This window comes from Parafrankia irregularis (genome assembly GCF_001536285.1).
GTDB classification, from domain to species: domain Bacteria; phylum Actinomycetota; class Actinomycetes; order Frankiales; family Frankiaceae; genus Parafrankia; species Parafrankia irregularis.
The window spans coordinates 203501-229688 of the sequence record NZ_FAOZ01000008.1 but is presented as its reverse complement, the minus strand read 5'-3'; the positions used below and the strand labels follow the sequence as shown (position 1 = coordinate 229688).

Below are 26188 nucleotides of genomic sequence, written 5' to 3'. Positions count from 1 at the left end.
GCTCCCACCGGCACACCCCCACAGGCACGTCCATCGACGGCAGCGGGCGAGAGGAGAAACGGCATGGGACGCACGGAGCGGCCCTACTATCTGCCCGTCGGCAACGAGGAACAGGTCTTCGGGGCCGCGTTCCGCCAGCGTCTTCCGGTCCTGCTCAAGGGACCGACGGGATGCGGGAAGACCAGCTTCGTCCAGGCGATGGCGCACGACCTCGGCCGGCCGCTGATCACCGTGGCCTGCCACGACGACCTGACGACCGCCGACCTGGTGGGGCGGTTCCTGCTGCGGGGCGGCGAGACCGAATGGGTCGACGGCCCGCTGACGCGGGCCGTGCGCGACGGCGCCATCTGCTACCTCGACGAGGTCGTGGAGGCCCGCCAGGACACGACCGTGGTGCTTCATCCGCTGGCGGATCACCGTCGGCAGCTGCCGATCGACCGGCTGGGCGTGACGTTGGACGCCGCGCCCGGGTTCTGTCTGGTGGTCTCCTACAACCCCGGGTATCAGAGCGTGCTCAAGGACCTGAAGGACTCGACCCGACAGCGCATGGTCGCCGTCGAGCTCGGCTTCCCGCCGCCCGACGTGGAGGAGAAGGTCGTCGCGCACGAGGCGGGGGTCGACCCGGCGGTGGCGGCTCGGCTGGTGGGGCTGGGGCAGGCGGTCCGCCGGCTGGAGACGCCGGGGCTGCGTGAGGTGGCCTCGACCCGGGTGCTCATCGCCGCCGGGCGCCTCGCTGCGGAGGGGCTCCCGCTGCGGGCGGCGGCCCGTGCCGCCGTCGCCGGCCCGCTCACCGACGACCCGGTGGTGGGTGCCGGCCTCGCTCAGCTGATCGACGCCTATCTCGGCGAGACGACGCCTCGCACGGGGCCTAGAACCATCGCACCCTGATCTGTCTGACCATGCTGTTTCCAAGATCGGAACAAATCTTGGCTTCACATACCGCATCGCCGCGGTGAGGCCGGTGCCCGTCGCCAAAGGGAGAGACGAGATGTCGTATGAGAGCTCGGCGGAGCCGATCAAGCTCGGGTACCTGTTCGATTTCCGGTTACCGGAGCAGTTCCCGGAACAGATGCGCAAGGACCTGACGCGGCCCTTCGAGCTGGTGTTCGCCGAGGGCCTGGCGCACGGGGTCATCGACCGGCCGGTCGAGATCGTCTTCCGGGAGGTCGAGGGTCTGCCCAAGGGCACCATCAAGGCGGTGATCGACGCGTACGGGGAGCTCGTCGACGAAGGCTGCCTCGCCGTGTTCGGCCCCGCCATCAGCGACAACTGCGTCCCGACCCGGACGGCGATCGAGCGGCGTTTCCAGGTGCCCGCGATCAGCTGCACCGGGTCGGACGACTGGCTGGGGGAGTGGACCTTCTCGCTGCCCCAGGGCTCGTTGACCGAGGAGCCGATCTTCCTGTCGCGTCTGCTGGCCAAGGGCGGGCACACGGAGGTCGGCGTGCTGGTCGAGCAGTCGCTGGTCGGCCGGACCTATCTCGAGAACTTCCAGCGGGCCTGCGCCGACCAGGGCATCCGCGTCGTGGCCGTGGAGACGATCGCGCAGACGGCTCAGGACATCGGCGCGGCGGTGCGCCGGCTGTACGAGTCGAAGGCGGCGGCGCTCGTGCACTTCGGTTTCGGTTTCGGGATCGCCCGGGTCAACCCGGCCCTCGCGGCGGTCGGCTGGGACCCGCCACGCTTCATGGGGACAGCGTTCCAGAACGCGTGGATCAACCCGGTGATGTGGAACGCGATCCTGGGCTGGACCGGCGTCGACCAGTACGACGAGGGCAACCTCGTCGGCCAGCGGTTCCTGGACCGGTTGGAGGCCGCCGACGGGCGGCGGCCGCAGTACTGCGTGCCGGTGATGAACCGGGACTTCGCCACGGTGCTGCTGCGCGCCTTCGCGGACGCCCATCCGCTGACCCCGCTCGGTGTGCGCGACGCCCTGGAGCGGGTCAGGATGCTGCCCGCCGCCGCCGGGGCGCCCGGGACGCACATCACGTTCGGGAACTGGAGCCACCGGGGCTGGATGGGCGCGGGCTACCTGGTGGCGCGGAGGCTGGACCCGGACGGCGTCACCTCCCACCTCGTCGACCGCTTCGGGCAGGACTGAACTGATGGCGAAGACCGTCAGCTCACCCGCCACCCCACCCACGCCAGCCGCGCTACCCACTCCGCCCACGCCACCCGCCACAGCCACCCCACCCACGCCACCCGGCCCGGCCCGCACGCGGCCGCACGCGCGGGCGCGGCCACCGAGATGGTGGGTGCTGCTGGGCGTGCTCGTGCTGAACGTCGCGATCATCGCCGTTCTGTACAACATGCGGCGCGGAGCGGTCGAGGACCGGATCGCCAACCCCGACGTCGAGGGCGCCCCACGCGCGGTGGGATTCCTGTTCGGGAAATCGGACTGGATCGTCATGCACGAGGCCGGGTGGGTTCTCACCGTGGTCGCCGTCGTGGTCGCGTTCGTGCTCTTCTGGCGGAAGTACCCGAAGCACCCCGTCCTGCTGATGCTGCTCGCGTCCACGGGGATCGTCTGGCTGGACCCGGTCATGAACTGGGCGCCGTACGCGGTCTACAACCCCCAGGTCACGCACTGGCCGGAGAACTGGCCGCTGGTCTCGCTCTCGCCCACGGTCGAGCCGTTCATCGTGCTGTCCTACCTGACGTTCTACGCCGGGCCGTACTTTCCGGCGATCTGGATCGTGCGGCGCCTGCAGGCCCGGCGGGGCCCGGACGCGTTCGTCTCCCGGCACCCGCTCATCACCATGGGCCTGCTGATCTTCGTGATCGGTTTCGTCTACGACGCGATCCTGGAGATCTTCTGCATCCGCACCGGGCTCTACATCTACTCGCAGGTGATCCCGTTCGGCTCGCTGTGGGCGGGGAAGCCGTATCAGTTCCCGCTGCTGTGGGAGTCCGGGCTCATCACCCTGGTGATGATTCCGGCGGGCCTGCTGGTGTACCGGGACGACACCGGGCGCACCCAGGCGGAGAAGCTGGCCCACCGGCTGAGGCTGCTCGGCCACCGGCCGGCGCTGGGCACCTTCGCGGTGATGTTCGTGGTCCTCAACATCGCCTATTTCGCCTACGGCGCCGGGTTCGCCGTCATCCGGGCCACGAAGTCCGCGACGTCGGTCGCCTGCCCGTGGCCCTATCCCGAGGCCAGGGTCTACGACCCGAACGGCTTCTACGAGGAGGCCGGCCAGCCCGGCCCCTACTTCGAGGGCATCTGGTCCGGCTGGCCCAGTGCCCAGTCGGGACGTCCGAACGTGACCCCACCGGCCGACGGCGGACGCTGCGCCGGAGACCACGATGGCTGATCACGCCGATCACGCCGATCACGCCGATCACGACGAGCACCCGACGGGACGCGCTCGCAGCGTGGTCATCACGGGGGCGTCCCGCGGCCTGGGGCTCGCCTCCGCCGCCCACCTGCACCGGGAGGGCTGGCACGTCCTGGCCGCGATGCGCTCGCCCGACGCGGGCCTGGCGCGGCTGCGGGAGGCCACCGGCGCGGCACCGGATGACCCGCGGCTGAGCGCCGTCCGCCTCGACCTCGACGACCCGGCCTCGATCACCGGCTGCGCCCGGGCGGTCGAGAAGGCCGTCGGGTCGCCGGACGCCGTCGTGCACAACGCCGCCTACATGTCCGTCGGCTGCGTCGAGGAGATGCCGGCCGGTATCTGGCAGCAGATCTTCTCCACCAACCTGCTCGGCCCCGTCCGCCTCACCCAGGAGCTCCTGCCCGTCATGCGGGCCGCCGGCCGCGGCCGGATAGTCGTGATCTCCAGCGCCGCAGGCGTGCGCGGGATGCCCACGATCAGCGCCTACTCCGCGTCCAAGGGCGCGCTCGAACGCTGGGCGGAGGCACTCGCCGAGGAGATCGCCCCCTTCGGTCTCGGTGTCACCGTCCTCGTCGCAGGTGCCTTCGACACCTCCCTGGATTCGACCTTCACCCACGCCGACCTGACGGGGCCGTACGGCGAGCATCACGCCCGGCTCGAACGCGCCGGCCAGCGCCTCCTGAAATCCGTGAAGCCTCCCGAGGAGTTTCCGCCGGGGCTCGAAAAGGCGCTGAACGACCGGGCCCCGTTCGCCCGCCACCCCGTCGGCAGGGACGCCCGGCTGATGCTGACCGGCCGCCGCCTCATGCCCGACCGCGTCTTCCGCCTCGTGGCGAGCAGGGCGATGGGCCTGCCGCGACCAGGCAGCCTGCGCGAGCACCCGCGACGGCTCGCCCCCCTCACCCCACGGCCCGACGAGAGCGAACACCATGGCTGACACCCCGACAGTCCAGCTCGAGACCAGAATGCTCATCGACGGCGAGCTCGTCGATGGTGAATCCGGCACCTTCACCTCCATCAATCCGGCCACGGAAGAGCCCGTCGGCCAGGTCGCGGACGCGTCGACGGCGGATATGCACCGGGCCATCGACGCCGCTCGCCGCGCGTTCGACGACACCGACTGGTCCACCGACCGGGTGTTGCGCAAACACTGCCTGGAGCAGTTACAGACCGCGCTGGAGGCGGAGCGCGAACAGCTGCGCGAGGAGCTGATCCTCGACGCCGGCTGCCCCCGGCTGGTGACCCACGGGCCCCAGCTGGACGCCCCGCTCGCCGACGCGCTGACCTACCCCGCCGGGCTCATCGACTCCTACCCCTGGGAGACCGAACTCGGCGAGGCGTATTCCGACCTGACCAACCAGGTCTGTGTCCGGAAGGTCTGGCGGGAACCGGTGGGCGTGGTCGGCGCGATCGTGCCCTGGAACTTCCCGTTCGAGGTCGCGATCCACAAGCTCGGCCAGGCACTCGCGACCGGGAACACGGTGGTGCTCAAGCCCGCGCCGGACACGCCCTTCTCCGCCACCCGCCTCGGCCGGCTCGTCGTCGAGCACACCGACATCCCGCCGGGTGTCGTCAACGTCGTCACGGCCTCCGACCACCTCGTCGGTGAGGAGCTCACACTCAGCCCCAAGGTGGACCTGATCTCCTTCACCGGCTCCACCGCGGTCGGCCGGAGAATCATGGAGAAGGGCGCCGCGACGATGAAGCGGCTGTTCCTCGAGCTCGGCGGCAAGTCGGCGACCATCGTGCTGGAAGATGCCGATCTCGCCGCCGCCTGCCTCATCGGGATCGCGCCCTGCATGCACGCCGGCCAGGGCTGCGCCATCCCGACGCGGATGCTGCTGCCGCGCTCGCGGTACGCCGAGGGCGTCGAGCTGCTGCGTGCCATGTACGAGGGCGTCCTGCCCGGAGACCCCCAGGACCCGGGCACGCTGTGCGGCCCCGTCATCTCGGCGAAGCAGCGGGAGCGCGTCCTCGGCTACATCCGGCGCGGCGTCGACGAGGGCGCGAAGCTGCTCGTCGGTGGCGTTGACGCTCCGGCGGGCCGCGACCGGGGCTTCTACGTCCGTCCGACGTTGTTCGTCGACGTCGACAACGCGATGACGATCGCCCAGGAGGAGATCTTCGGGCCCGTCCTGGCCGTCATTCCCTACGAGGACGAGCGGGACGCCGTTCGCATCGCCAACGACAGCGCCTACGGCCTCGCCGGGAATGTCATGTCCGGCTCGATCGAGCATTCCGCCGCGGTCGCCCGGCAGCTGCGCGCGGGGTTCGTCGGCCTGAACGGGGCCGCTCCCTACGGCGCCGACGTCCCCTTCGGGGGCTACAAGGCCAGTGGCGTCGGCCGCCAGAACGGCCACGCCGGCTTCGACCAGTACCTGGAGATCAAGTCCGTCGCCTACCCGGCCTAGAGGGGATCACCGAATGCAGCTCTACGACGACCTCGAGGACTTCGGGAGCTTCGACGACACCGTCGCCGGTGACGTCCGGGACCCCTACCCCGAGCTCGCGCGGATGCGCCGCGACGAACCGGTCCAGCGGCTCGACCTCTCCGACATGCCGCACGACGAGAACAAGCCCATCTTCTTCGTCTACCGATACGACGACGTGGCCCGTGTGCTGCGGGACAACGAGACGTTCTCCTCGTCCATCATCCTCGACTTCTTCGGGGACGCCCTGGGCAGGGACGTCATGCTCGGGATGGACGAGCCGGCGCACCGCCGCCACCGTGCGCTGGTCGCCGGCGCGTTCACGCAGAAGGCGATGGCCCGCCGGGAGCACGACCTCGTCGGGCGGATCGCGGGCGAACTCGTCGACCAGTTCGCCGCCGACGGCCGGGCCGACCTCGTCCGGCAGTTCACCTTCCCCTTCCCGACCAAGGTCATAGCGAGCCTGTTGGGCCTGCCCGCCGACGACTACCCGCGGTTCCAGCGCTGGTCGATCGCGCTGCTGAGCATCCTGACCAACCGGGAACGAGGCCTGGCCGCCGCCGCGGCCCTCAGGCAGTACTTCGCCCAGATCCTCGCCGCCCGCCGCGCCGAGCCCCGCGACGACCTCATCAGCGACCTCGCCGCCGCCGAGCTCGACGGCGGGCGGCTCACCGACGACGAGATCTTCTCGTTCCTGCGCCTGCTGCTGCCCGCCGGAGTCGAGACCACCTATCGGTCGACCGGCAGCATGCTGTTCGGTCTCCTGTCGCACCCCGACCAGCTCGACGCCGTGCGCGCCGACCGTTCGCTGATCCCGCAGGCGATCGAGGAGGCGGTCCGCTGGGAGCCGCCGCTGCTGTCGATCACCAGGGTCGCGGCCCGCGACACCGCGCTGTCCGGCGTTCCCATCCCCGCCGGCTCCGCGGTCATGCCGATGCTCGGCGCGGCCAACCGGGAGGCCGAGCGCAACCCCGACCCCGACCGCTTCGACATCCGCCGGCAGGGAAGGCAGCACCTCTCGTTCGGCCACGGCGTCCACATCTGCCTGGGCATGCACCTGGCCAGGCTCGAGATGCGCGTCGCGCTCGAGACGCTGCTCGACCGGCTCCCAGGGCTGCGCCTCGACCCCGACGGCGACGACCCGCACATCCACGGGCAGGTCTTCCGCTCGCCCACGAGCCTGCCCGTCCTGTTCGACGTGGCCGCGTAGCCGCCGCACCGGCGGCGCGCCCCGAACCGACTGGAGAAACCGATGCGGCTCTTACGGATCCCGACCCGTCGGTCCGCACGCCCACGAGGGCGGCGGCCGGCCAGACCACAGCTGGCCACCGCGGCCGCGATGACCGCGGCTCTGCTTGCTGCTGCGGGCTGTGGTGGCGTTGGCGGTGGTGGCGACGAGCGCCCGGCCGGCGTGCCCACCGACGGCAGCGCGTCCCAGGCACTCGGCCCTCGGGCGGCCGCCACCGGCGCTCCCATCCGGATCGGCGTGGTCACCGAGGGCAAGGGCGCCTTCAGTGACCTGTCCATCCAGGGCCGGGTGGCCGAAGCGACCGTCAGGTACCTCAACGAACATCGCTCCGGCCTCTCCGGACGTCCGATCGAGCTGGTGCAGTGCACCACCCAGACGGATCCCGCGAAAGGCACCGACTGCGGCAACCGGATGATCGAGGAGGGCGTGACCGCGGTCCTCATCGGCACGACCGGCGTCGTCGAGAGCATCTGGCAGCCGATCGTCGCGGCGAAGATCCCGGTCATGCTCTACGGCTCGAGTGACGTGGCCCTCCTCCGCGACAGCGCGTCGACCTTCATCCTGAGCAGCCCGAACTTCCCCCTCGTCGAGCTGCCGCTGCAGATCGCCAGGCAGGAACACGCCAACCGGATCACGTCGATCGTCATCGACGTCCCGGCGGCTGTTTCCGCCCTTACCGACGTCGCGGTGCCGACCCTGCGAAAGGCCGGAGTCGAGAACACACTCGTCGCCGTGCCACCCGGAACCGCCGACATGACACCGCAGGCGCAGAGCGTCTCGTCCCGTGACCCCGGCGTCGTCTTCATCGCGGGCAACGACTCGTTCTGCATCAGCGCGCTCAACGGCCTGAAAGCCGTCGGCTACACCGGGAAGATCACCGCCGTCTCGGAATGCATCACCGACGCCACCGTGAAGGCCGTGCCCGGCGCCACCCTGAAAGGCGTCGCGATCAGCAGCTACTCACCGATCGGCACGGACAACCCGTCGACCCGCCTCTACGACGCCGTGGTGGACACCTACGGCAAGGACATCGACCCCAGCGTCGCGGACGGCCTGGTCATGTTCACCGTGCTCGCCGGCTTCCAGACGGCCGTCGGGCACATCGCGGGCGACATCACATCCCAGTCCGTGCTCGCCGCCATCAGGAACATGCCCGAGCAGGAACTCCCCGGCGCGGGCGGGCTGAAGTTCCGCTGCAACGGCAAGGCCGTCCCGGACACGCCAGCCGTCTGCACCCGCGGCGGCCTCGTCACCACCCTCGACGGAGACGGCAGGCCAACCAACTACGAGGTCGTCGGCAACACACCCGTCGCCGACTGAGCTGGTTCGAGGGCCGGTCGTTCGAGGGCGGCCGGCCTGGCGGCGCCGCGCAGGACAGTGTCGCGGGCAAGCTCGAGCGCGCCGCGCGGCCCGACGGCGCTGACGATGTCGTCCGGTGTGAACAGCAGCTCGAACAGCGACCGGGCCCGCACGTCGGCCGACGAGCCGGTGAGCCGCAGGTCGCCGTCCCTCCCGCCGTCGGTCAGCAGTTTCTTGACCTGCCGCAGCTGGGACGGGAACGACCAGGCCAGGTCCGGGCTGGTCGGCGGCGACTGGCGCAGCGCGCCGAACTGGATCCGGAACTCCTCGCTGTAACGTTCCATGATCATCGCATTGAGCCACAGCAGCGCGTCGAGCCGCTCCACCGCACCCGCGGGCGCGGCGAGCACGGCCCGCCAGCCGGCGTTGAGGGCTTCGATGTACGAGGTCATGATCGACGCGAGCAACTGCTCCTTGGAGTCGGCGACGCGGTAGACGCCGGCGACGCTGACGCCGGCGGCGGCCGCGATGTCCCGAATCGTCGTCGCCTCGTATCCGCGCCGGCCGAACTCCGCCCGTGCGGCCGCCCGGATCAGCGCGGGACGGCCGGCCTCGGCCAACTCGTCCGCCTCGGGCCAGCTCGCGATCTGCTCCTGTGCGGCGGCGAACGCGGCCGACCGGTCCAACGCCGCGCCGTCGACCGGCCCGGCGGCGACGCCCTCGAGCAGGATCCGGCAGCGCAGGGCGGGCAGCCGGTCCGCGCCCGGCAGCCGGTGCGACACACCGATGCCTACATGGATCATGCTCTGGCACATCCGGTCGGCGAGCAGCGCCAGATCGACGCCCGGTCGTAGCCAGCCGCTGTCCCGACCGGCCTCCAGCAGCTCCAGCAGCACGGCGCGCACGACGGACGGCGTCCGTGCCGAGACCTGGACGAGCTCGTCGCTGGCTCCCACCGGCGGTTCGTAGTACGAGAGCAGGACGGCCGCCCGGTGCTGCACCGCACAACCGGCGATCGCCTCACCGAAGGCCACCACCAGCTCGTCCGGCGGCCGGCCGCCCGGCCGGCGCAGTTCCTCGACGGCGGCCTGCGCGACCCCGTCCAGCGCGGCGTGGTAGCGCCGGATCAGCTCGGCGACGATGGCGTCCTTGGAGTCGAAATGGTGGTACAGGCTGCCGGCGAGGATTCCCGCCGCGTCGGCGATGTCCTTCAGCGTCGCGCGGATCCCCGCGGTGGCGAACAGCCGCGCGGCGGCATCGAGGATCTCACCCCGGCGCGCACCATCCCTCGACACGGCCTCCCCCTTCGACACCTCCTGCGGCCGGTACCGGCGACGCTACCGAATGACGCTCGGGCCGCTGTTCTGCACGACGCTCGGGCCCACCGACGTAGGGCTGCCAGAAATCAGCCGCGCGTGGCGCGATCACTTTACAGCCCACCTGGAAGCCGGTACTTTCCGATGTGAACAAATATTAGGTTGAAGGTGGCGATGGCCGTCAGTCGGCCGTGTTTCGGCACCGACGATCGGCACCGCTTCGCGGTCACGCCGAGCCTCCTTGCCCGGAGTCACTGGATCTCATCGCGATCAGGCCGGTCGCCCTCGCGCGGTGCGCCGCCGGCCGATCCAGCCCCGACCTCACCGCCCGTGCTCTTCGATCCCCCGCGTCCGTGCCGGAGGAATCACGTGACCAGCATCGCCTCGGTCCAGTGGGACCCGTACGACTCAGGCCTCGCCGCCGACCCCTACCCGACGTACCGGCGGCTGCGGGATGAGGCGCCGCTCTACTACAACGAGGAGCATGACTTCTACGCGCTGAGCCGATACGCCGACTGTGAGCGAGGGCTGCCCGACTGGGAGACCTACCGGTCCGGGCGCGGCATGGTCCTGGAGATCATCAAGGCGGGTATCGAGATTCCACCGGGCACGCTGATCATGGAGGACCCGCCGGTTCACACCATTCACCGCCGCCTGCTGGTCAGGGTGTTCACCCCGCGGCGGATCAGCATGTTGGAGCCCAGGGTGCGGGAGTTCTGCGCCAATGCCCTCGACCCTTACCGAAGCCGTGACCGGTTCGACCTGATGGAGGCGCTGGGCGGCGAGCTGCCCATGCGGGTGATCGGGATGCTGCTCGGAATCCCGGAGGCCGAGCAGGCCTTCGTCCGTGACCACGTCGACAGCTCGATGCGGATCCAGGACGGCGGCGGCATCGACGTCCCCGACGCCGCGATCCTCAGCGGGGAGATATACGGCGACTACATCGACTGGCGGCGGGACAACCCGTCCAACGACCTCATGACGGACCTGCTGTACACCGAGTTCGACGACGAGAACGGTGTGCGCCGCACGCTGACCAGAGACGAAGTGCTCGGCTACGTCAACATCCTCTCCGGGGCCGGCAACGAGACCACCGGCCGGCTGGTCGGCTGGATCGGATCCACCCTGGCGGCGCACCCCGATCAGCGGCAGGAACTCGTCGATGACCCGGCCCTGATCCCGAACGCGGTCGAGGAGGTGCTCCGGTACGAACCGCCGAGCATGGCCGTCTCCCGGTACGTGACCAGGGACGTCGGATGGCACGGCAGCACCGTGCCGGCCGGTTCCGCGCTCGTCTTCCTGGTCGGGAGCGCCAACCGGGACGACCGCCGTTTCCCGCGCGCAGACGTCTTCGACATCCACCGCGAGGTCGGGCAGCACCTGACCCTGGGGCTCGGTGCGCACTACTGCCTCGGCGCCGCACTGGCCCGGCTGCAGGGCCGGATCGCCCTGGAGGAGCTTCTCGCCCGATTCCCGCGCTGGGACGTCGACTGGGAGAACGCCACCCTGGCGCTGACATCGACCGTCCGCGGCTGGGAGAAGCTCCCGGTCGTGATCCCCTGACCGGCCCGCCACCACCATCGCCTGGCCGCCGGTGCGGTGCTCGTCCAGGAACTCCGATCGGCAAGGAGCTGACCGTGGACATCAACGACCTGATTCTCGTGTCCGTCGACGATCATGTGGTGGAGCCCCCCGACATGTTCGCCGGTCGGCTTCCCGCCCGGTACGCCGACCAGGCACCCAAGGTCATCACCAAGGACGACGGAACCGACGCCTGGGTCTTCGAAGGCCAGGAGGCGACGAACGTTGGCCTGAACGCCGTCGCCGGCCGTCCCCCGGACGAATACGGCGCCGAGCCGACCCGTTTCAGCGAGATCCGGCCGGGGTGCTTCGACATCCATGAACGCATCCGCGACATGAACGCAGGCGGCCTCGCGGCGTCGATGAACTTCCCGTCCTATCCGCAGTTCTGCGGCCAGTACTTCGCGCGGGCAGGCGACAAGGATCTCGCGCTGGCCGTCCTGCGGGCCTACAACGACTGGCACCTCGACGAGTGGTGTGGCACGTACCCGGGGCGGATGATCCCGCTGGCACTGCCGCCGATCTGGGATCCCACGCTGATGGCGCAGGAGGTCCGGCGCGTCGCCGCGAAGGGCTGTCACGCCGTGACCTTCTCGGAGAACCCGGAGAAGCTCGGATACCCGTCGCTGCACAGCGACCACTGGGATCCCTTCTGGCAGGCCTGCTCAGACCAGAACACCGTCGTCTGCCTGCATATCGGCTCGTCGTCCCAGGTCGTCGTCACCTCTCTCGACGCACCCGTCGACACAATGATCACCCTGCAGCCGATGAGCATCGTGCAGGCCGCCGCCGACCTGATCTGGTCACCGTTCCTCCGACGGTTCCCCGACCTCACCCTGGCCCTCAGCGAAGGGGGCATCGGATGGATTCCGTACTTCCTCGAACGTGTGGACCGCGTCTACAAGCAGCACCGTGCCTGGACCCATCAGGACTTCGGTGACATGCTTCCCAGCGAGCTGTTCCTCCAGCGCATCGTCACCTGTTTCATCGAGGACGAGTTCGGCGTCGCCAGCCGCGAGAAGCTGAACATCGACATGGTCACGTGGGAGTGCGACTATCCGCACTCGGACTCGTCCTGGCCGCTCGCGCCCGAATCCCTCGGCCGCTGTCTCGGCGGGGTACCCGACCGAGATGTCGCGAAGATCACGCACGAGAACGCGCTACGGCTTTTCTCCTTCGATCTCTTCTCGCATCTTCCCGGGGAGCAGGCCACCGTCGGCGCGCTGCGCGCGCGGGCAGGTGACGTCGACCTCGGCTACCGGTCGTCGGAGCGCCTCAGGAAAGTCGGCACGGCCCCGGTCAGCGTGCTCGACCTGGCCCGGCAGTTACCCACCTCCGGGGGGAGCTGAGGATCCATGGGCGCGCTCATCATGCTCGGAACGCTGTTCGCTCTCATCGCGCTCGTCTTCTTTCTGGTACTGCGTCTCGACCCCGAGATGCGGGGCTCACCGGAATCCGAGGACGAACGGTGAGCGACGAACTGACGCCCGCGCTGGTTCTCGGCCAGGTGTTCGCCTATGCCGGCGGACTGTCGTTTCTCGCGCTCGGCGTCGTTCTCACTGTGCGCCGACGGCGCCTCCATCCACTGCTGCTGTTGTGCGTCTCGGCGATCTCCTTCTCGTGGATCGAGGCGCCGTACGACTGGGCGATGTACGCGCAGTTCGCGCCCGGCCTGCCGCGGATGCCCTCCTGGTGGCCGCTGAACCTGACGTGGGGCGGGCTGCCGGTGTCGGTGCCCCTGGGGTATATCGAATACTTCGTGCTGCCGGCGCTCATGGGTGTCGTGCTCGAGCGGCGGCTCCGCGCGAGGTTCGGGTGGCGACGGCCGATCGGTCTGCTGACCGTCGGGCTCGTCGTCGGCTACGTCTGGGCGCTTGCCTTCAACGGTGTGTTCGGCGTCCGCGCGGGAGTGTTCTACTACGGCCGTGTCATCCCGGGCCTCGCGATGTTCGAGGGCACCAGGCACCAGTACCCGCTGTACGACGCTCTCGCGATGGGCGTGCAGATGATGGTCTTCACCTACCTCCTCGGGCGGACCGACAGTGAGGGCCGCACGGTCATCGACACGTGGGCCGAGCGCAGGACGAAGACGCATCCCCGCGCGATCGCGTTGTCCGTGGTCTCCGTGGTCGTCCTCGGCAACCTGCTGTACGGCGCCGTGTTCGCGCCACATCTCGCCACCAAGCTGAACGGCGATGTGACCGTGGGGCCGACAGGCGAACTGTTCCCCGGCGTACCGAATCAACCCCTGCACGGCGGAGCGGGCGGCGGGCGATGACATCGGACACCGCCTCGACGTCCGGTCCGCCGAGCCGGGCCGAGGAGCCGGCAAGTCAGGCGGTCGGGTTCCAGCGGGTGATGACGTCGAGGGTGGGTGCGGTCGCGGTGCCGCGTGGCTCGGCTACGAGGCCGGCGGACTCGGCCACCTCGGCCACGTCGTCGATGGTCTTCACCACGCGGCCGGCGGCTTCGGCGAGCAGCAGAGCGCGGGTCAGCAGGCCCTTGGTCTGCTTCGCCTGGTAGCTGAGCGGACGGCGGGCCCAGCGCCCGTCGACGAGTTTCTCGGTCAGGGCACGCACCGGCAGGGCGCTGGCACGGATCGGCCCGGAAAGGGATGGCACGGTCGCGTAGTCCGACGAACGGAGGTCCACGACGAGGTGCTCGCCAACCGCGCCAACCGCGCTGACAGCGTCCACGGCGCTGACAGCGTCCACGGCGCCGACGGGCTCCGGGGCGCAGGTGAGCAGGTCGGGCAGGGCCGACGCGAGCCGGGCGCGCCAGAAGGCCGCGAGCACGGTCGGCGCGGCACGTCCATCGAGGCCGGGAATCGCCGCCGCCATGCCGACCCGGTGGTCGGGTACCGGCTCGGTCGCGCCGAGGAGGCCGAACGCCCCGTTGGACACGAACAGCGCCTGGCTGGCCACAGCTCGTGCAGCGGGTGGCAGCGTCGCGGGCGCCAGCGCCTCGTAGAGAACGCCCACGAATCGGTCAAGCGCCGGCATCGTCGGTGCGTCCGGCATCGAGATGTTGGCGGCCAGGTCGGCCTGCGCGCGCGAGGCCGGCAGCCGCAGCGCGGCGATCGCCGCGCTCGGGTCGGCCCTGCAGAACACGGCGACCGCCCGCGCTACCTCGGCGCGGGCCACCGCGAGCGGGCCGTCGCCGAATCCGGCCGCCCGTAGCGACGGCCCGTCGCCGCCCTCGGCCTTCGCCTCGCTCGGCGGCAGCAGGATCCGCACCTGTCCGACCTCATCTCACCATCTCGACATCCCGGCGTTCTGTGCTGCCAGGCTACGGTGACCGTGGGGCCGATCAGCCCGGCGGGAGCGGCGGGAGCGGCGCCGGCTGCCGGCTGATCGCGGTGATCGCGGTGATCGCGGTGGCTGTTTCGTCGGCCCACCGGTGGTCGAGCCGCCCGATGCCGAAGATCAGCCGATACCACAGCGAACCGTAGACGAAGTCGACCAGCGACGTCGTGTGCTCGTCGGGGATCTCGCCGCGGGCGACGGCCCGGTCGAGCAGCGTCCCGAGCGCGGCGCGCCTGGTGTGGAGGAAACGGTCTCGGACACCATCGGCGACCGCCTGGTCGGTGGCTGCCGCCGCGGCGACCGCGCGCAGGAGGAGGGCGGTGGTGCCGTCGAGCGCGTCGATCGTGGACCTCAGGAAGGCGCGCAGGTCGCCCGGCAGGTCGCCGCTGTCGGGGAGCGGGATGCTCACCTGCCCGTGCTCGACCATCGCGGCCAGGATCACCTCGATCTTGGACGGCCACCAGCGGTAGAGCGTCTCCTTGCTGACGCCGGCCCGCCTCGCGATGGCCTCCATGGACAGACCAGCCGGCCCCGCCTCGGCTGCCAGCGCCAGCGTCGCTTCGAGTACCGCGGCGCGGGCTCGCTCGCTGCGTGGTCGTCCGGGCCGGCGGGCGGGCTGCTCGTTCACCTCCGCAGCATAACCGAACGGCCCGTTCGGTATTGGTAGTAGGGTTTGCGAACGGGTCGTTCGGAAATGGAGGTTCGCGATGTCCGCGAGCAGCAGCAGGACGCAGGGTCGTCACATCGCCGTCCTCGGCGGCAGCGCCGGGATCGGGTTCGCCACGGCCCGGCTCCTGGCCGACCGGGGCGCGGCCGTCACCATCGGCGGCCGCAACCTCGGCCGGCTCGAGGCGGCCGTCAAGGAGCTGGGCGGAACGGCCCGGGGAATAGAGGTCGACGCGGAGGATGTCGACGCTCTGCGGCGCTTCTTCAGCGAGGCGGGACCGATCAACGATCTGGTCGTCACCGTCACCCGGCGAGGCGGGGCCGGACCCGCGGCCGATCTCGCCGACACCGACCTGGCCGGAGCGTTTCTCGGCAAGTCCGTCGCTCACCTGCGGGCGGTGGCCCTGGCGATGCCGACCCTTGCCGCGGACGGTTCGATCACGCTGGTGACCGCGGGGTCGGCTCAGGCCGCGCTGCCGGGGACCGCGGGGCTGGCCGCGGTCAACGGCGCCCTGGAAGCCGCAGTGCCGCCACTCGCCGTCGAGCTCGCTCCCCGGCGGGTGAACGCGGTGTCCCCGGGCGTCATCGAGACCGGCTGGTGGGACGAACTGCCAGCGGACGCTCGACGCGCCGCGCTGGACGAGTTCGCCGGTCGGGCGCCGGTCCGGCGCAACGGCCGGCCCGACGAGGTCGCGGCGGCGATCGTCGCGGTACTGGAGAACGAATTCATCACCGGCGTGGTCCTGCCCTGTGACGGCGGGCTGCGGCTCACCTGATCCGGGCAGCTCCTCAGGAGAGCGGACGGGCCAAGGGGCCCGAGGTCAGGGCGTCTCGCCGCGTTCGAGCATCCCGACGAGCTTCGTGATCCGCTGCTGCCGGCTCGACGGGCTCGGCGCCGTCAGTACACGATGCAGGACCGAGTAACGGTCGCGGCCGTTCAGGCCCGCGAACGCCGTCGAGGCGGTCGCCGAGGCGGCCAGTGCGGTCGCCAGATCGTCTGGGACCTGCGCGTTCGCCGGCCCCGCGTAGGCCCGTTCCCAGCGTCCGTCGGCCTTGGCGCGCTCGATCTCGGCCTGGCCGCGGGGACGTATCCGACCCTCCTCGACCAGGCGGGCGACGAGGCCGATGTTCCGCTCGGACCACAGCGAGGCCCGGCGGCGGGGCGTGAACCGCTGCTGGAAGGTGGTGGCGTCCCGGCTTCTGCGCTGCCCGTCGATCCAGCCACTGCACAGCGCCTCCAGCAGCGCGTGGTCGTAGCCCAACGACGTCGGAGATGTGGTGCCCTTCTTCGCCAGCACCAGCCAAACCCCGGAGGAGACCTCCTCGTTCACATCCAGCCAGGCTCGCCACGCCCGGACATCGGCCACGACCAACATCTCCAGCTCCACATCCATCACCGTATTCCGGAGACCACTGGCCCGACGCCGTCCGTGCCCGCGCCACCGTCAACAGCAGCCCATCCACCGCGGTGCGGATGCGGGTGGTGGCGGCCGCGGTCAACTCCTGGTGCATCGAAACTGTGCGCGGTGCGCCCTTCTCGTGGAGTTCCCACTGATCTAGGCTGCAGCGCAGATGTCGCGATGACCGGGGGAAGAATTGCTGGCCGTCGTCGGGGTGCCTGCCCCGGTGCAGGCGGCGCCGGCTCCCTCGACCTCGCCGGTCGCGAACCAGGTTCTGTTCGTGACCAGCCTGAACAGCGCTCCCGCTGGCTGTCCGTACAACTATGGATGTGCTTACGTTCCCTATGGGGGTGGGTGGTACGTCTTCAAGTTCTACTACTATCGGACGTACTACCTGAGTAACTGGTTCGGTGTGGGGCCGGTGGTCAACTTTCAGTCCGCGGGGGCGGCGATGAGGCTCTACAACAGTGCCGGCGCCCAGATCACCTGTATTCCCGCGGACTCGGCCCCCACCACTGCGAACTGGGACCCGGTCTGGAGTATCCGGCTGACCTCCAGCCCATGCTGATGGAGAGATCGTGACTGGTCGGGTGCCGCCCCGCTGGGAGTAGCCCGTCCGATGTCGCGGTGGCCGGTGGCCGTGCCGGCACGGCCACCGGGCGTTTGCGCACCAGATCCGGCTCGATTGATGGCGGCACCGCCTCGGACGAAACCCGGCCCGCCGGATAGCCGGTGTCCCGGCGGTGGTGACGCGACGGTGTGACTCCGGGATCGGCCCTGAGCGCGGCCGGACGCGAGTACCAGCTGGGCGCCGACATCGCGGAACCGCGGGAACATCAGGCCCGCCGCGGTTTTCTGACGTGAGTCAAACGCGATGAGTGAGGAACATCAGGGCTGCGTTGTCCGTTGGAACCGGTACATCAGAAGAGCGACCTCCAGGGAAAAGCCGGATCGCCTGAGCGGAACCGGGGGCGGTGTTCGGGGGCACCTGCCGTGCAGGTGGTTCGGCAGACAACACCCTAGGAGGAACTGTGAAGTCTCACCGCTGTGTCTGGTGCGGAACCGGCCTGACCGAAGAACAGGAGCGTCTCGTTCGAGTCGTGGTGTGGATCATCGTTGTGGTCCTGACCACGGGTCGAAGCTTCTGGGTCTGACCAGTTCGGAGCGGGGTGCCCTGTACGGGGCACCCCGCATTGTTTCCTGCAAGGCCCTTGTGTCCGCTCGCCGTCGCGGAGGTTCTCGCACGCCGGAGACCTGGCGTTTCGCGCAGGCCGGTGCTCGTTGTCTGCCAGGCTTACAGCTGTGGGCAGCGCGAGAGACTCAGGGACGGGGGATTCGAAGCCAAGGGATCTGTGGCCGGGCGATTCGGGTCCAGGCACCCGCGGAAACGTGTTGGACGGCGTGGTCGGAGCCCTCGGCCCGCGCGGGCAGATCGACTTCTTCGTCTCGCACGCCGGTCAGGACGCGCCTTGGGCGGAGTGGATCGGCGAAACGCTCGAACGCGCCGGATACTCCGTAGAGCTGGATGTCTGGGACTGGACCGCGGGCACGCATTTGGTCGCGGCGCTCGAACGTGCTCTGGAACGGGCCCATCGGATGATCGCCGTGATCAGCCCGATGTACCTTGAACGCTCCTGGACCAGCGCTCAGCGGTACGCGGCATTCGCCGTGCACGCAGAGGAGTCCGAGGGTTTCCTGGTGCCGGTTGTGGTCTCGCCGTGCGCGGCCGTGCCACGGCTGCTACGGCCGCTGAGCAACATCGATCTGGTCGGACAGGACGAGCCCGAAGCTCGGCGGCGCCTGCTACGCGCCCTCGCACCGGCCGCGTCACCGGACATCCGGGCAGATCGCCGGCCCGGCCACCCGCCAGCCACTCTTACCGGTCGGACGATGCTGGCCTCACCCCCTGACCACGGCCCGGACGGCGCGGCCGGTGCGAGGGGGGTGGCGTTTCCCGGTGGGGTGTCCGCCGTCCACAACCTTCCGGCGCGCGACCACTTCTTCACCGGCCGGGGCGACGAACTGCAGGTCATGTCGGACCTGCTCCACGGGGACGCGGGGCCTGGTCTCACCGCGATCTGCGCGCTGCATGGCGAGCCCGGTATGGGCAAGAGCCAGCTGGCGCTGGAGTATGGCTGGCGGAACGTAACATCCTATCGGACGGCACTGTGGTGGATCAACGCCGAGGAGTCGACGGGGGCCGCGACGGGGATGGCGGGACTCGCCGAGGCGCTCGGCCTGGCCGTGTCCGGCGGTCCGTCGGATCTGCGTCGGCGCGTGTTCCAGGAGCTGAGCCGCAGTGGCGACTTCCTCCTGATCTACGACAACGTCGTGGACAAGGCCATTCTGGACGAGCTGCCCAGTGGCGGGCACGTCATTGTCACCAGCCGTGATCCTGCACTGTCGGATCGGTTCCCGACGGTCCCCGTCGGGACGCTTCCCCGCGCGCAGACAGTCCTGCTGCTGCGTCGCCGCGCCGGACGAATCACCGAGGTGGAGGCTGACCGGCTCGCGACCGCCGTCGCGGACCTGCCCAGCGCCGCAGCGCAGGCCGGTGCCTTTCTCGCCGGCTCCCGGACAGATCCTGGAACCTACTGCGAAACACTGGCCAACGCGCCCGACGGCCTGTCGCTCACCACTGTCGCCTCGCTGGAGGAACTTGCCCGGCGCGATCCCGCGGCACTTGACCTGCTCCGGCGTCTGGCCTATCTCGCACCCGAACCGATTCCCTTGGCTGCCCATCGGACCAGCGGGCCGGACGAAGGCAAGGCCGTGCTGGGACGTCCCGGCAGCCTGCTGGTCGGCGATGCGGCCACAACGGGCGAACTGGTCGACGTGATTATCGGCCTCGGCCTGGCCACGGTCTCCGACGTCCGGATGACGGTGCAGCGCCCCGTACGCGCTCTCGTCCGCGCAAGCATCCCGGCTGACAGCCGGCGAACGGTGTTGGTCCGGGCTATGCGCCTGCTCGCCACCGCAGACCCCGGCGAACCAAGGACCCCCGCACACTGGTTGGCATACGCCGAGCTCACCCCGCACGTTGTCGCGATCATCCATGCCCTCGACGACCAGCCGTGCCCCGAGCCCGCGAGATTTCGCGGCCTGCTGCTCGCCACCTGCCACTATCTGCAGGCCTGCGGCCAGTTCCGGCTGGGGCTGCGTCTGGCAACCCGTACCCATCAGCGCTGGACAGCCGTACTTGGAGCCGATCATCCCGATACTCTCGCCGCCGCCGCGCGGCGCGCCGTCGCCGTGTACCGGAACGGCCAGGTGGAGGCGGCGCGCACGTTGGACGTCGAGACTCTGCAGCGGCGCCGACGGGTGCTGGGCGTCGATCATCCCGACACGCTGACCTCCGCGTCCAATCTGGCGGTCTGGCTGTTCACACTCGGGGAGTGGATGAAGGCCAGAGGAATGGACGAGAACACGTTGGCGCGCCGGCGGGAGGTGCTGGGCAGCGACCATCCCGACACCCTGACCTCGGCCGCGAACCTCGCAGTCCGTCTCGCGGCCCTCGGTGAGCACGAGGCCGCCCGTGTCCTGGACGAGGACACCTTTACCCGCCGTCGTCACCTTCTCGGCGAGGACCACCCTGACACGCTTACCTCCGCCGCGAACCTCGCGAACCGGCTCGCGGCCCTCGGTGAGCACGAAGCCGCCCGCGCCCTGGACGAGAACACGCTGGCACGGCGGCGGGAGGTGCTGGGCAGCGACCATCCCGACACCCTGACCTCGGCCGCGAACCTTGCACACCGGTTGCTGGCCCTCGACGAACGAGCCGCGGCGCGGGCACTGGCGGAGGACACCGTCGCCCGCCGCCGGCGCCTTGTCGACGAGGAGTTCACTGATCCGTCCGAATCTGGACGTCAGACCTGAGCCTGCCAGTCCCCTTCCCGCATCAGCAGTACCGCGACAACGGCACGCATCGTGGCCACATCCCGCGATGGGCTGAGCAGGACTGACGCCTGAGGCGTGGCCAGCACGGCGATAACCGCCGCCCAGAGTTCGAAGGAATCAGGGCGGCGGTCGCCCGTGAACTCCCTGATCTCGGGAGCCGTCCGAACGAGCGCCAGCAGCTGTTCTCGGCGGCGGGTGTACCAGCGTAGCCCGTCGCGGTAGTGCTCGTCCGGATCGAGTGGGCCGGAGCCCAGGCCGTGACCATCGCGGCACTCACCGAGCTGTTCGATCAGATCGTTGTCGCTGCGGGAGTGCTCCTCGTCGAAAACCTGCTTGTCGGCCGTCGTTCGTTCAGCCGCTACACCAGCCCTTCCGTCGGTAGAAGAGGGGTCAGCAGGTTTGCGCAGACGATTGCGGGACACAGCGTTTCTCCTTTCGCGAATCCGCATTTTTGCAGACCGTCGGTGAGGGCGCGGACAAGCTGCGGGTACGAGGCAGCCCGGGTCGGGTCGATCAGCGCGGTGATCTGTTTCTCGCTGATCCGCCAGGCGCGAAGGCCGTCACCGGTCCGTCCGGCGCGGAGGAGCGCGAGGCCAGCACCCAGGTCGGTCCCACGCCGCGTGTCCTCCTCTCGGAGAACAGCTTCGGCCCGGTCAAGCGGGCCGGCGAGGATCAGGTCGAGCTTGCTGATCTGCTCAAGGTAGGTGGGCGTCCGCGGCGCTATGCTCACCTGCGGGTGCTCGTAGGCCCGATACCAGGCCGCACCGCCCAGGGGAGCGCCGAAATTCAGTGCCTTCTCCACAGCCGGTGTCAGGTTTCCGGTCAGTCTTTCGAAGCCGCGACCGAACGGCGCGGCGAACTGCTTGCGTACACGCCGCAGCCGCAGCGCCGCTGGAGGATGACTGAGCGGGTCGCGTACCAGGATCGCGCGCTCGTGCACGTCGATCGCGGCAAAAACGAAGTAGGCGCCAAGCACCGGCATCACGAGCTGATCGCGGCGAGCCCCGTACGTCACCAGCCTGGTCGCGACCGCGTCTGCCTCGTACTCCATCTCCGGGCTGCCCCCGCAGCCGGCAGCGCCCGTTTCCGCCCCGTGTCGGCCGTGGCCGAGTATGTGATGAGCCAGTTCGTGGGCCAGCGCGAAGTTCCACGCGAGGGTCGAGAAGGTGGCCATCCTCTCCGTGTCACGATCGTCCAAGCTGAAACCAAGCGTGGCGGTACGGCCCCACAACCTGCGGTGGATCAGGTTGAAGCGCAGCAGGGCGGCCCTCGCCAAGGCGTCATCTTCCGACACAGCGTCGCCTCGGGAGATTCGACGGGTAGTACGCAGGAGGCCGGCGAAGCTATCACTGCGGCGACCAATCAGCCCAAGCAGCGGCGGAATGAGCTGCTGGAGCAGCACTCCTAACCCAGTCGGGATGATGATTATGCCCGTGTCGTCACTCTGGGGCTCGTATCGCGCCACAACAGCCGCCTCCTTGGCCGCGACCGCCTGGACGCCTGAGATATCCCGTGAGCGTTCTGGATAGAGCTCCGCAGCCGCGGCCTGCAGCTCAGCCAAAAGGCCGTCGAGCACCTTCTGGAACACATCGCCGTACTCCGCGTGCTGCGCTCGGATTCGTTCGAGGCGCTCGGCCAGCTCTGGATATTCGGTCGAGTCTCCGTACTCCTCGTACATGGCATCGAGATCATCGGCGAAGTCATAGCGATGGTCGGCTGCCTGCCGGTCAGCCTCTGTCGGACCGGCGCCGACGTTTCTCTCCGGGTCCCGCTCGCCACCCAGCGCCGGGCCGGCACCGGCATGGCCGGCATCACCGGAAATCCTGTCGTCCGCAACGTCACGACCCATGGAGGGGCCGTCCGCACAACCATCGGAACCGTTGTCCCGCGCATCGCCTGCCACGGATGTCTCCCTCGCACGTTTCGAACGCGCCGCGAGAAACGCGGCGGCGAGCTTCGGCGCAGGGCGAGGTCGGTGGAATCTGCCCTCGGACAGTGTTCTGGACATCCACTTGACTGATATCCGTTACCGTGACCCGGCCAAGGCGATCACACGTGGACGAACCAGAGGGCCTCGCGGCGTGCGAACCGGAGTGTCCGACTATCGGTGCCAGCCCACTTTCGGCGGTGGCGCAGGGCGGTCCCCGGTGAGGACTGACAACGCAAGACGGCCGATCAGTTCGGCGGGTGCCGAGCCGCCGGGATCCTCGCCGGGTATAAGCAGATCGGTCCCTGACGGCCCGAGGCTCGGTATCCCGAGCGCTGAGCGTGCGGACGGGTCTGGTTGTCAGGCCAGTCCATAGAGCTCGAAGGCTGCCACCGTGTTGAGGAGGACGGGGGTGGCGGCCGGGCTGGCGGCGTCGTTCTGGGAGCCGTCCTGGAAGGCGTCCAGAAAGTGGTGTCTCGCGATGTTCACCGCCCGGGCTCGCAGACTTCCGCGCTCACGATCCTCCGCCTGCACGCTGAGGGTCAGATAGGTGGCGGCGACCTCGTGGGTGAATGCGATGGCCTGATCGGCCAGTACGGGCCAGCGGCAGGCGAGTACTGATCGGGCCCTGTTCAGCGCGAGCAGCGCGCACATCCCGGTCACGTCCGTGTCGCCAGCCTGTCGGAGCCGCCCCATGGAGCAGCTCGGCAACAGCAGGAAGTTGACGGAGCGCAGGTCACAGCCGACGCCGCGCCACGGACCGTCGTGCAGCTGGATACCCCAGCGGGCGCCGCCGGACCCGGGCGGGTAGTCCTCGTCCAGAAAGCCGTGGCCGCACACGGTCACGGTCTGGAAGCCCGGACCCGACTCCAGCGCCGCCCGTAGGTTGCCCAGGCCGCCCGGAGGGATCTCGGCTGCGTTCAGGCTGGTGAGCTGATGGTCCGGTGACTGCCGAGCCAGCCACCGATGACCGTAGTGCAGCAACCGGGCAATCTGACCCGACTGGTCCTGTTTGCCGAAATGGGACAGTGCCAACACCCGGCGTGCGTCCGTGGCGAACCGTCGTTCAGCCCGGGACTGCATGATGGTGACGAGCACGGAGAGCGATATCCGGGTCGAGCGGACCAGCGAGTACAGCGGGGTTCCCCCCTCGAACGGGTAATGCGCGACCGGTACCTGCTGGAGTGCGTCCTCCAGCTGGAACACCATGTCGGTGTCGCGATCGAGGTGGTTCGACAGCGCACCGAGCGGCCAGATCTCCGCCATCTCGGCCAGGTAGCCGCGGGTCACCTCGTCGACCTCGTCCGGCATATCGCCGTGGCCGGCCGCTCGACGCTGATGGCGTTGCGCCGCGGCCAGGAGCCGGCCGAGTTCGAGCCGGGCGAGGTGCACCGACGATTCCCGCATTTCCTGGTCCGCCACGCCGGTGTTCGGCGGGAGGGCCAGCATTTCGCGGAGTCGGTCTCCGAGGTGACCGTGCGACGCGATTGACGAGCGTCCGGATCCGAGCACGGCGAGCTGCCTGGCGATGCTCCCGAGCCACTCCCCGGATCCCCACCCGATCTCGACGACCTCGTCGAGCGTGGTGGTGACGGCGGTCAGGGTCTCGATGAGGACCGCGGCCAGCCTGTCGCCCTGAGACTCGGCGCGGCCGCTGGGAGACGTGCGGGCGTCGGCCGCGGGCTCCTCAGCTCCCGTGACGGTGGCCATCTGCAGACCGAGGTCGTGCCGGAGCGACGCCCAGCGGGCACGTAGCTGATCAGCGGGTTCACCGACGCCGGCCGCGACCACCAGCACTGCCCCGTCATCACCGACCCGCAGCGCCGCCCAGATCAGCGCGCCGTCGTTCGGCCGGAACCCGGCCCGGACCAGCATCGTGCCTGGACCGAGGGTCTCAGCGAGAAGTTCTTCGGTCACGCCTTGGCGCACGAGCTCCTCGGCCTCGCCGAGCCAGGCCTCCTTGGCCTGGTCGGCGGCCCAGTCGGTGGCTGGGCCGGCCGCCCGGTGCGCTCGGTCGGCGGCGCCCGACGCCGCGTTGTCGACTCCGGTGATCGGGGCGGTGGGCGGGAGCGAGTGGTTCTCGTCCTCCTCGCCGAGCAGCCGCAGGAGATCTTCGGGGCTGGCCCGGAGAAACTGAGGCGGCCCCAGGTCGATCGGCTCGTGGTCGGGATACGGCCAGCCGTCCTGCGGTGGGGTGCCGGGCGTGACCGCTTCGACCCTCGTGAGGAGGAACTCCTCGAACAGCGCGCGTTGGCCGAGTTCGGCGTCCCACAGCTGCGCGGACAGGACACGGGCCGGGTCAGGGCGGGCGGCGGCGCTCGGCGTCGTCCAGGAGTAGCCGACCGACCTGATCTGGCCCCGCAGCCCTTCCAGATACCCGATGAACTCCCGCCGGTCGGCCAGCTTGAGATCGCCGAGCAGCAGGCTCCGGCGAAGGTAAGCCACCGCCTGCCCGGACAGCTGCCAGGCGAAGTCCGGCTCGCTCGCTGATCGCAGCTCGAGCCAGAGCCTGACGAGCGGGATCACATGGGTGACGCCGGGATCACCGTCGTCCGGGACCTGCCACAGGTTCTGATATCCCCGCAGGTACCAGTCGATGATCAGGCCCGCCTGCTCGGCGTAGCCGAGACTGTTCAGCTGGAAGGTGAGCGAGACGAGGTAGGCCGCCGCCGTGTCTCCCTGGGCCCGGCGCAACCGCTGTGTCAACCGGGGGCCGAACCTCTCGCTGGTACTCAGGTCGGCCAGTCTCAGGCCGGTGTCCGCCTCGATGACCGCCAGCACGTCGTCCGGCCGCTCGGTCTCGACCAGCAGGTCAGTCCAGACCCGCCAGAGCGTCGGGCCCAGATCCGGGTAGTTCGCGTCGCAGAAGGCCCGCCACTTGCGGCCAAGCTCGTCCGGGTCGCGGTAGTCGGCGGGGTTGGCGCCGACATACCACTCGACCAGTGCGAGAGCCTTCGCCGCCTGATCGGCTTCGCCGAGCAGCATCGTCAGCGACAGCAGCAGGAAGGTCGGCGCTTCGCGGGTGGTCAGGGAGTGCAGCAGCGGGTCGAGCCGGGCTCCCAGGCGCCGCGGGGACTGGTAGTCGTCCGGCTTCAGGCCCAGCCGGGCTTCGAGGATCGCGGCACCGTGGGCCCCTGCTCCCAGGCTGTCCAGATACGGAACCAGCATGGTGAGGTAGGCCGCGACCGCGTCGGGCGAAATCCCGGCCAGCCGCCGCTCGAGCCTGGCGTCGAGGTCGTGAGGGAGGGCCGGTCCGCTCCGGTCCGGTCCGAGGGGGTCGAGAGCGAGGGGGTCGAGGGCGAGGGGGTCGGGAGCGAGGGGGTCGAGAGCGAGATCGGCCCGGATCAGCGCGACGGCCTCCGAATCCCGGCCCAGAACGCCCAGGCTGCCGGCCAGACCGAGGACGATGAGCATCTCGACCTCAGCCGGGAGCCCACTGCAGCGCCGTCGGAGCTTCTGCCGTAACGCATCGGTATCCGCGTAGTCGCCTGGAACGACGTCCAGGAATATCTCGAACACGTGCAGGCCGTCGAGATTCCTGCGGACCATCCCGAGTGCACCGGCCAGCATCAGGACGTAGCTCGCCGCCAGCAGGTTCGGCAGGCCATCGAGGTAGGACCGGAGCTTCGTGCCCAGCCGGTCCGGCGACGCGAAATCGTCCCTGGTCAGGCCGACAGCGGACGCGGCCAGGTCCAGCACTCTGTCGGGGTTGCCGGCTCGCACCAGGCGCCGGGCTCGCAACAGTGCCACGACCGCGGAAACCTGGCGAACGACGCTCATG

The 26188-nt window shown here is 69.8% G+C and carries 20 protein-coding genes; 13 read left to right on the top strand and 7 right to left on the bottom strand.

Going from position 1 to position 26188, the window contains the following annotated elements:
• Positions 1-63: 63 nt before the first annotated feature.
• The 7 genes from AWX74_RS15690 to AWX74_RS15660 all read left to right on the top strand — a co-directional run bounded on the left by AWX74_RS15690 (position 64) and on the right by AWX74_RS15660 (position 8336).
• Entirely contained in the window at positions 64-888 is an 825-nt protein-coding gene (locus AWX74_RS15690; RefSeq protein ID WP_091277280.1) for a CbbQ/NirQ/NorQ/GpvN family protein, read from the top strand.
• A 100-nt stretch (positions 889-988) separates the two neighbouring features.
• Positions 989-2101 (top strand): ABC transporter substrate-binding protein, encoded by a 1113-nt coding sequence (locus tag AWX74_RS15685; RefSeq protein ID WP_091277278.1) that lies wholly within the window; start codon positions 989-991, stop codon positions 2099-2101.
• Between the two features lie 4 nt (positions 2102-2105).
• Entirely contained in the window at positions 2106-3314 is a 1209-nt protein-coding gene (locus AWX74_RS15680) for a spirocyclase AveC family protein (RefSeq protein ID WP_091277276.1), read from the top strand.
• Positions 3307-4275, top strand: a complete 969-nt coding sequence (locus tag AWX74_RS15675) for an SDR family NAD(P)-dependent oxidoreductase (RefSeq protein ID WP_091277274.1) — start codon at positions 3307-3309, stop codon at positions 4273-4275. The genes AWX74_RS15680 and AWX74_RS15675 overlap by 8 nt, the downstream gene beginning before the upstream one ends.
• Positions 4268-5749: an aldehyde dehydrogenase family protein gene (locus AWX74_RS15670; protein ID WP_091277272.1), complete on the top strand. Its 1482-nt coding sequence runs from the start codon at positions 4268-4270 to the stop codon at positions 5747-5749. Before AWX74_RS15675 ends, AWX74_RS15670 begins: the two co-directional genes overlap by 8 nt.
• A 13-nt stretch (positions 5750-5762) precedes the next feature.
• The gene (locus tag AWX74_RS15665) at positions 5763-6977 is read left to right on the top strand and encodes a cytochrome P450 (protein WP_091277270.1); all 1215 of its coding nucleotides are present in this window, start codon (positions 5763-5765) and stop codon (positions 6975-6977) included.
• Between the two features lie 42 nt (positions 6978-7019).
• Positions 7020-8336: an ABC transporter substrate-binding protein gene (locus AWX74_RS15660; RefSeq protein WP_091277268.1), complete on the top strand. Its 1317-nt coding sequence runs from the start codon at positions 7020-7022 to the stop codon at positions 8334-8336.
• Here AWX74_RS15660 and AWX74_RS15655 read toward each other — a convergent pair.
• Positions 8300-9610, bottom strand: a complete 1311-nt coding sequence (locus AWX74_RS15655) for a TetR/AcrR family transcriptional regulator (RefSeq protein WP_091277537.1) — start codon at positions 9608-9610, stop codon at positions 8300-8302. The genes AWX74_RS15660 and AWX74_RS15655 overlap by 37 nt on opposite strands.
• A gap of 390 nt (positions 9611-10000) precedes the next feature.
• Between AWX74_RS15655 and AWX74_RS15650 the strand changes: the two genes are divergently transcribed.
• The 3 genes from AWX74_RS15650 to AWX74_RS15640 all read left to right on the top strand — a co-directional run bounded on the left by AWX74_RS15650 (position 10001) and on the right by AWX74_RS15640 (position 13490).
• A complete protein-coding gene (locus AWX74_RS15650) occupies positions 10001-11194 on the top strand; it encodes a cytochrome P450 (RefSeq protein ID WP_091277266.1) in 1194 nt (397 codons plus the stop codon).
• A 74-nt stretch (positions 11195-11268) separates the two neighbouring features.
• Positions 11269-12561: an amidohydrolase family protein gene (locus tag AWX74_RS15645; RefSeq protein WP_091277264.1), complete on the top strand. Its 1293-nt coding sequence runs from the start codon at positions 11269-11271 to the stop codon at positions 12559-12561.
• Between the two features lie 119 nt (positions 12562-12680).
• Complete coding sequence (locus AWX74_RS15640) at positions 12681-13490, top strand: spirocyclase AveC family protein (protein ID WP_091277262.1); 810 nt, start codon at positions 12681-12683, stop codon at positions 13488-13490.
• A gap of 55 nt (positions 13491-13545) precedes the next feature.
• Here AWX74_RS15640 and yaaA read toward each other — a convergent pair whose 3' ends face one another.
• Both yaaA and AWX74_RS15630 read right to left on the bottom strand, forming a co-directional pair.
• Positions 13546-14448, bottom strand: a complete 903-nt coding sequence (gene yaaA, locus AWX74_RS15635) for a peroxide stress protein YaaA (RefSeq protein ID WP_091277260.1) — start codon at positions 14446-14448, stop codon at positions 13546-13548.
• Positions 14449-14521: 73 nt separating this feature from the next.
• Complete coding sequence (locus AWX74_RS15630; RefSeq protein WP_242666256.1) at positions 14522-15145, bottom strand: TetR/AcrR family transcriptional regulator; 624 nt, start codon at positions 15143-15145, stop codon at positions 14522-14524.
• 79 nt (positions 15146-15224) lie between these two features.
• On the opposite strand from AWX74_RS15630, the gene AWX74_RS15625 reads away from it, so the two are divergent.
• Positions 15225-15959 (top strand): SDR family oxidoreductase, encoded by a 735-nt coding sequence (locus AWX74_RS15625; protein ID WP_091277258.1) that lies wholly within the window; start codon positions 15225-15227, stop codon positions 15957-15959.
• Between the two features lie 45 nt (positions 15960-16004).
• Here AWX74_RS15625 and AWX74_RS15620 read toward each other — a convergent pair whose 3' ends face one another.
• Positions 16005-16577, bottom strand: a complete 573-nt coding sequence (locus tag AWX74_RS15620; RefSeq protein ID WP_091277256.1) for a YdeI/OmpD-associated family protein — start codon at positions 16575-16577, stop codon at positions 16005-16007.
• A gap of 232 nt (positions 16578-16809) precedes the next feature.
• On the opposite strand from AWX74_RS15620, the gene AWX74_RS15615 reads away from it, so the two are divergent.
• Positions 16810-17151 (top strand): hypothetical protein, encoded by a 342-nt coding sequence (locus AWX74_RS15615; RefSeq protein ID WP_193209636.1) that lies wholly within the window; start codon positions 16810-16812, stop codon positions 17149-17151.
• Positions 17152-17984: 833 nt separating this feature from the next.
• Positions 17985-20459, top strand: coding sequence for an FxSxx-COOH system tetratricopeptide repeat protein (gene fxsT, locus AWX74_RS15610; protein WP_242666263.1), 2475 nt, complete (start codon positions 17985-17987; stop codon positions 20457-20459).
• On the opposite strand, the gene AWX74_RS39505 is transcribed toward fxsT, so the two are convergent.
• The 3 genes from AWX74_RS39505 to AWX74_RS15600 form a co-directional block, all read right to left on the bottom strand.
• Entirely contained in the window at positions 20450-20902 is a 453-nt protein-coding gene (locus tag AWX74_RS39505; protein ID WP_131799473.1) for a hypothetical protein, read from the bottom strand. The two genes, fxsT and AWX74_RS39505, sit on opposite strands and share 10 nt — an antisense overlap.
• On the bottom strand, positions 20839-22383 hold the full coding sequence (locus AWX74_RS15605) for a M48 family metalloprotease (RefSeq protein ID WP_131799472.1): 1545 nt from the start codon (positions 22381-22383) through the stop codon (positions 20839-20841). The genes AWX74_RS39505 and AWX74_RS15605 overlap by 64 nt, the downstream gene beginning before the upstream one ends.
• Positions 22384-22767: 384 nt before the next feature.
• Positions 22768-26187 (bottom strand): hypothetical protein, encoded by a 3420-nt coding sequence (locus AWX74_RS15600; RefSeq protein WP_091277247.1) that lies wholly within the window; start codon positions 26185-26187, stop codon positions 22768-22770.
• Position 26188 lies beyond the last annotated feature (1 nt).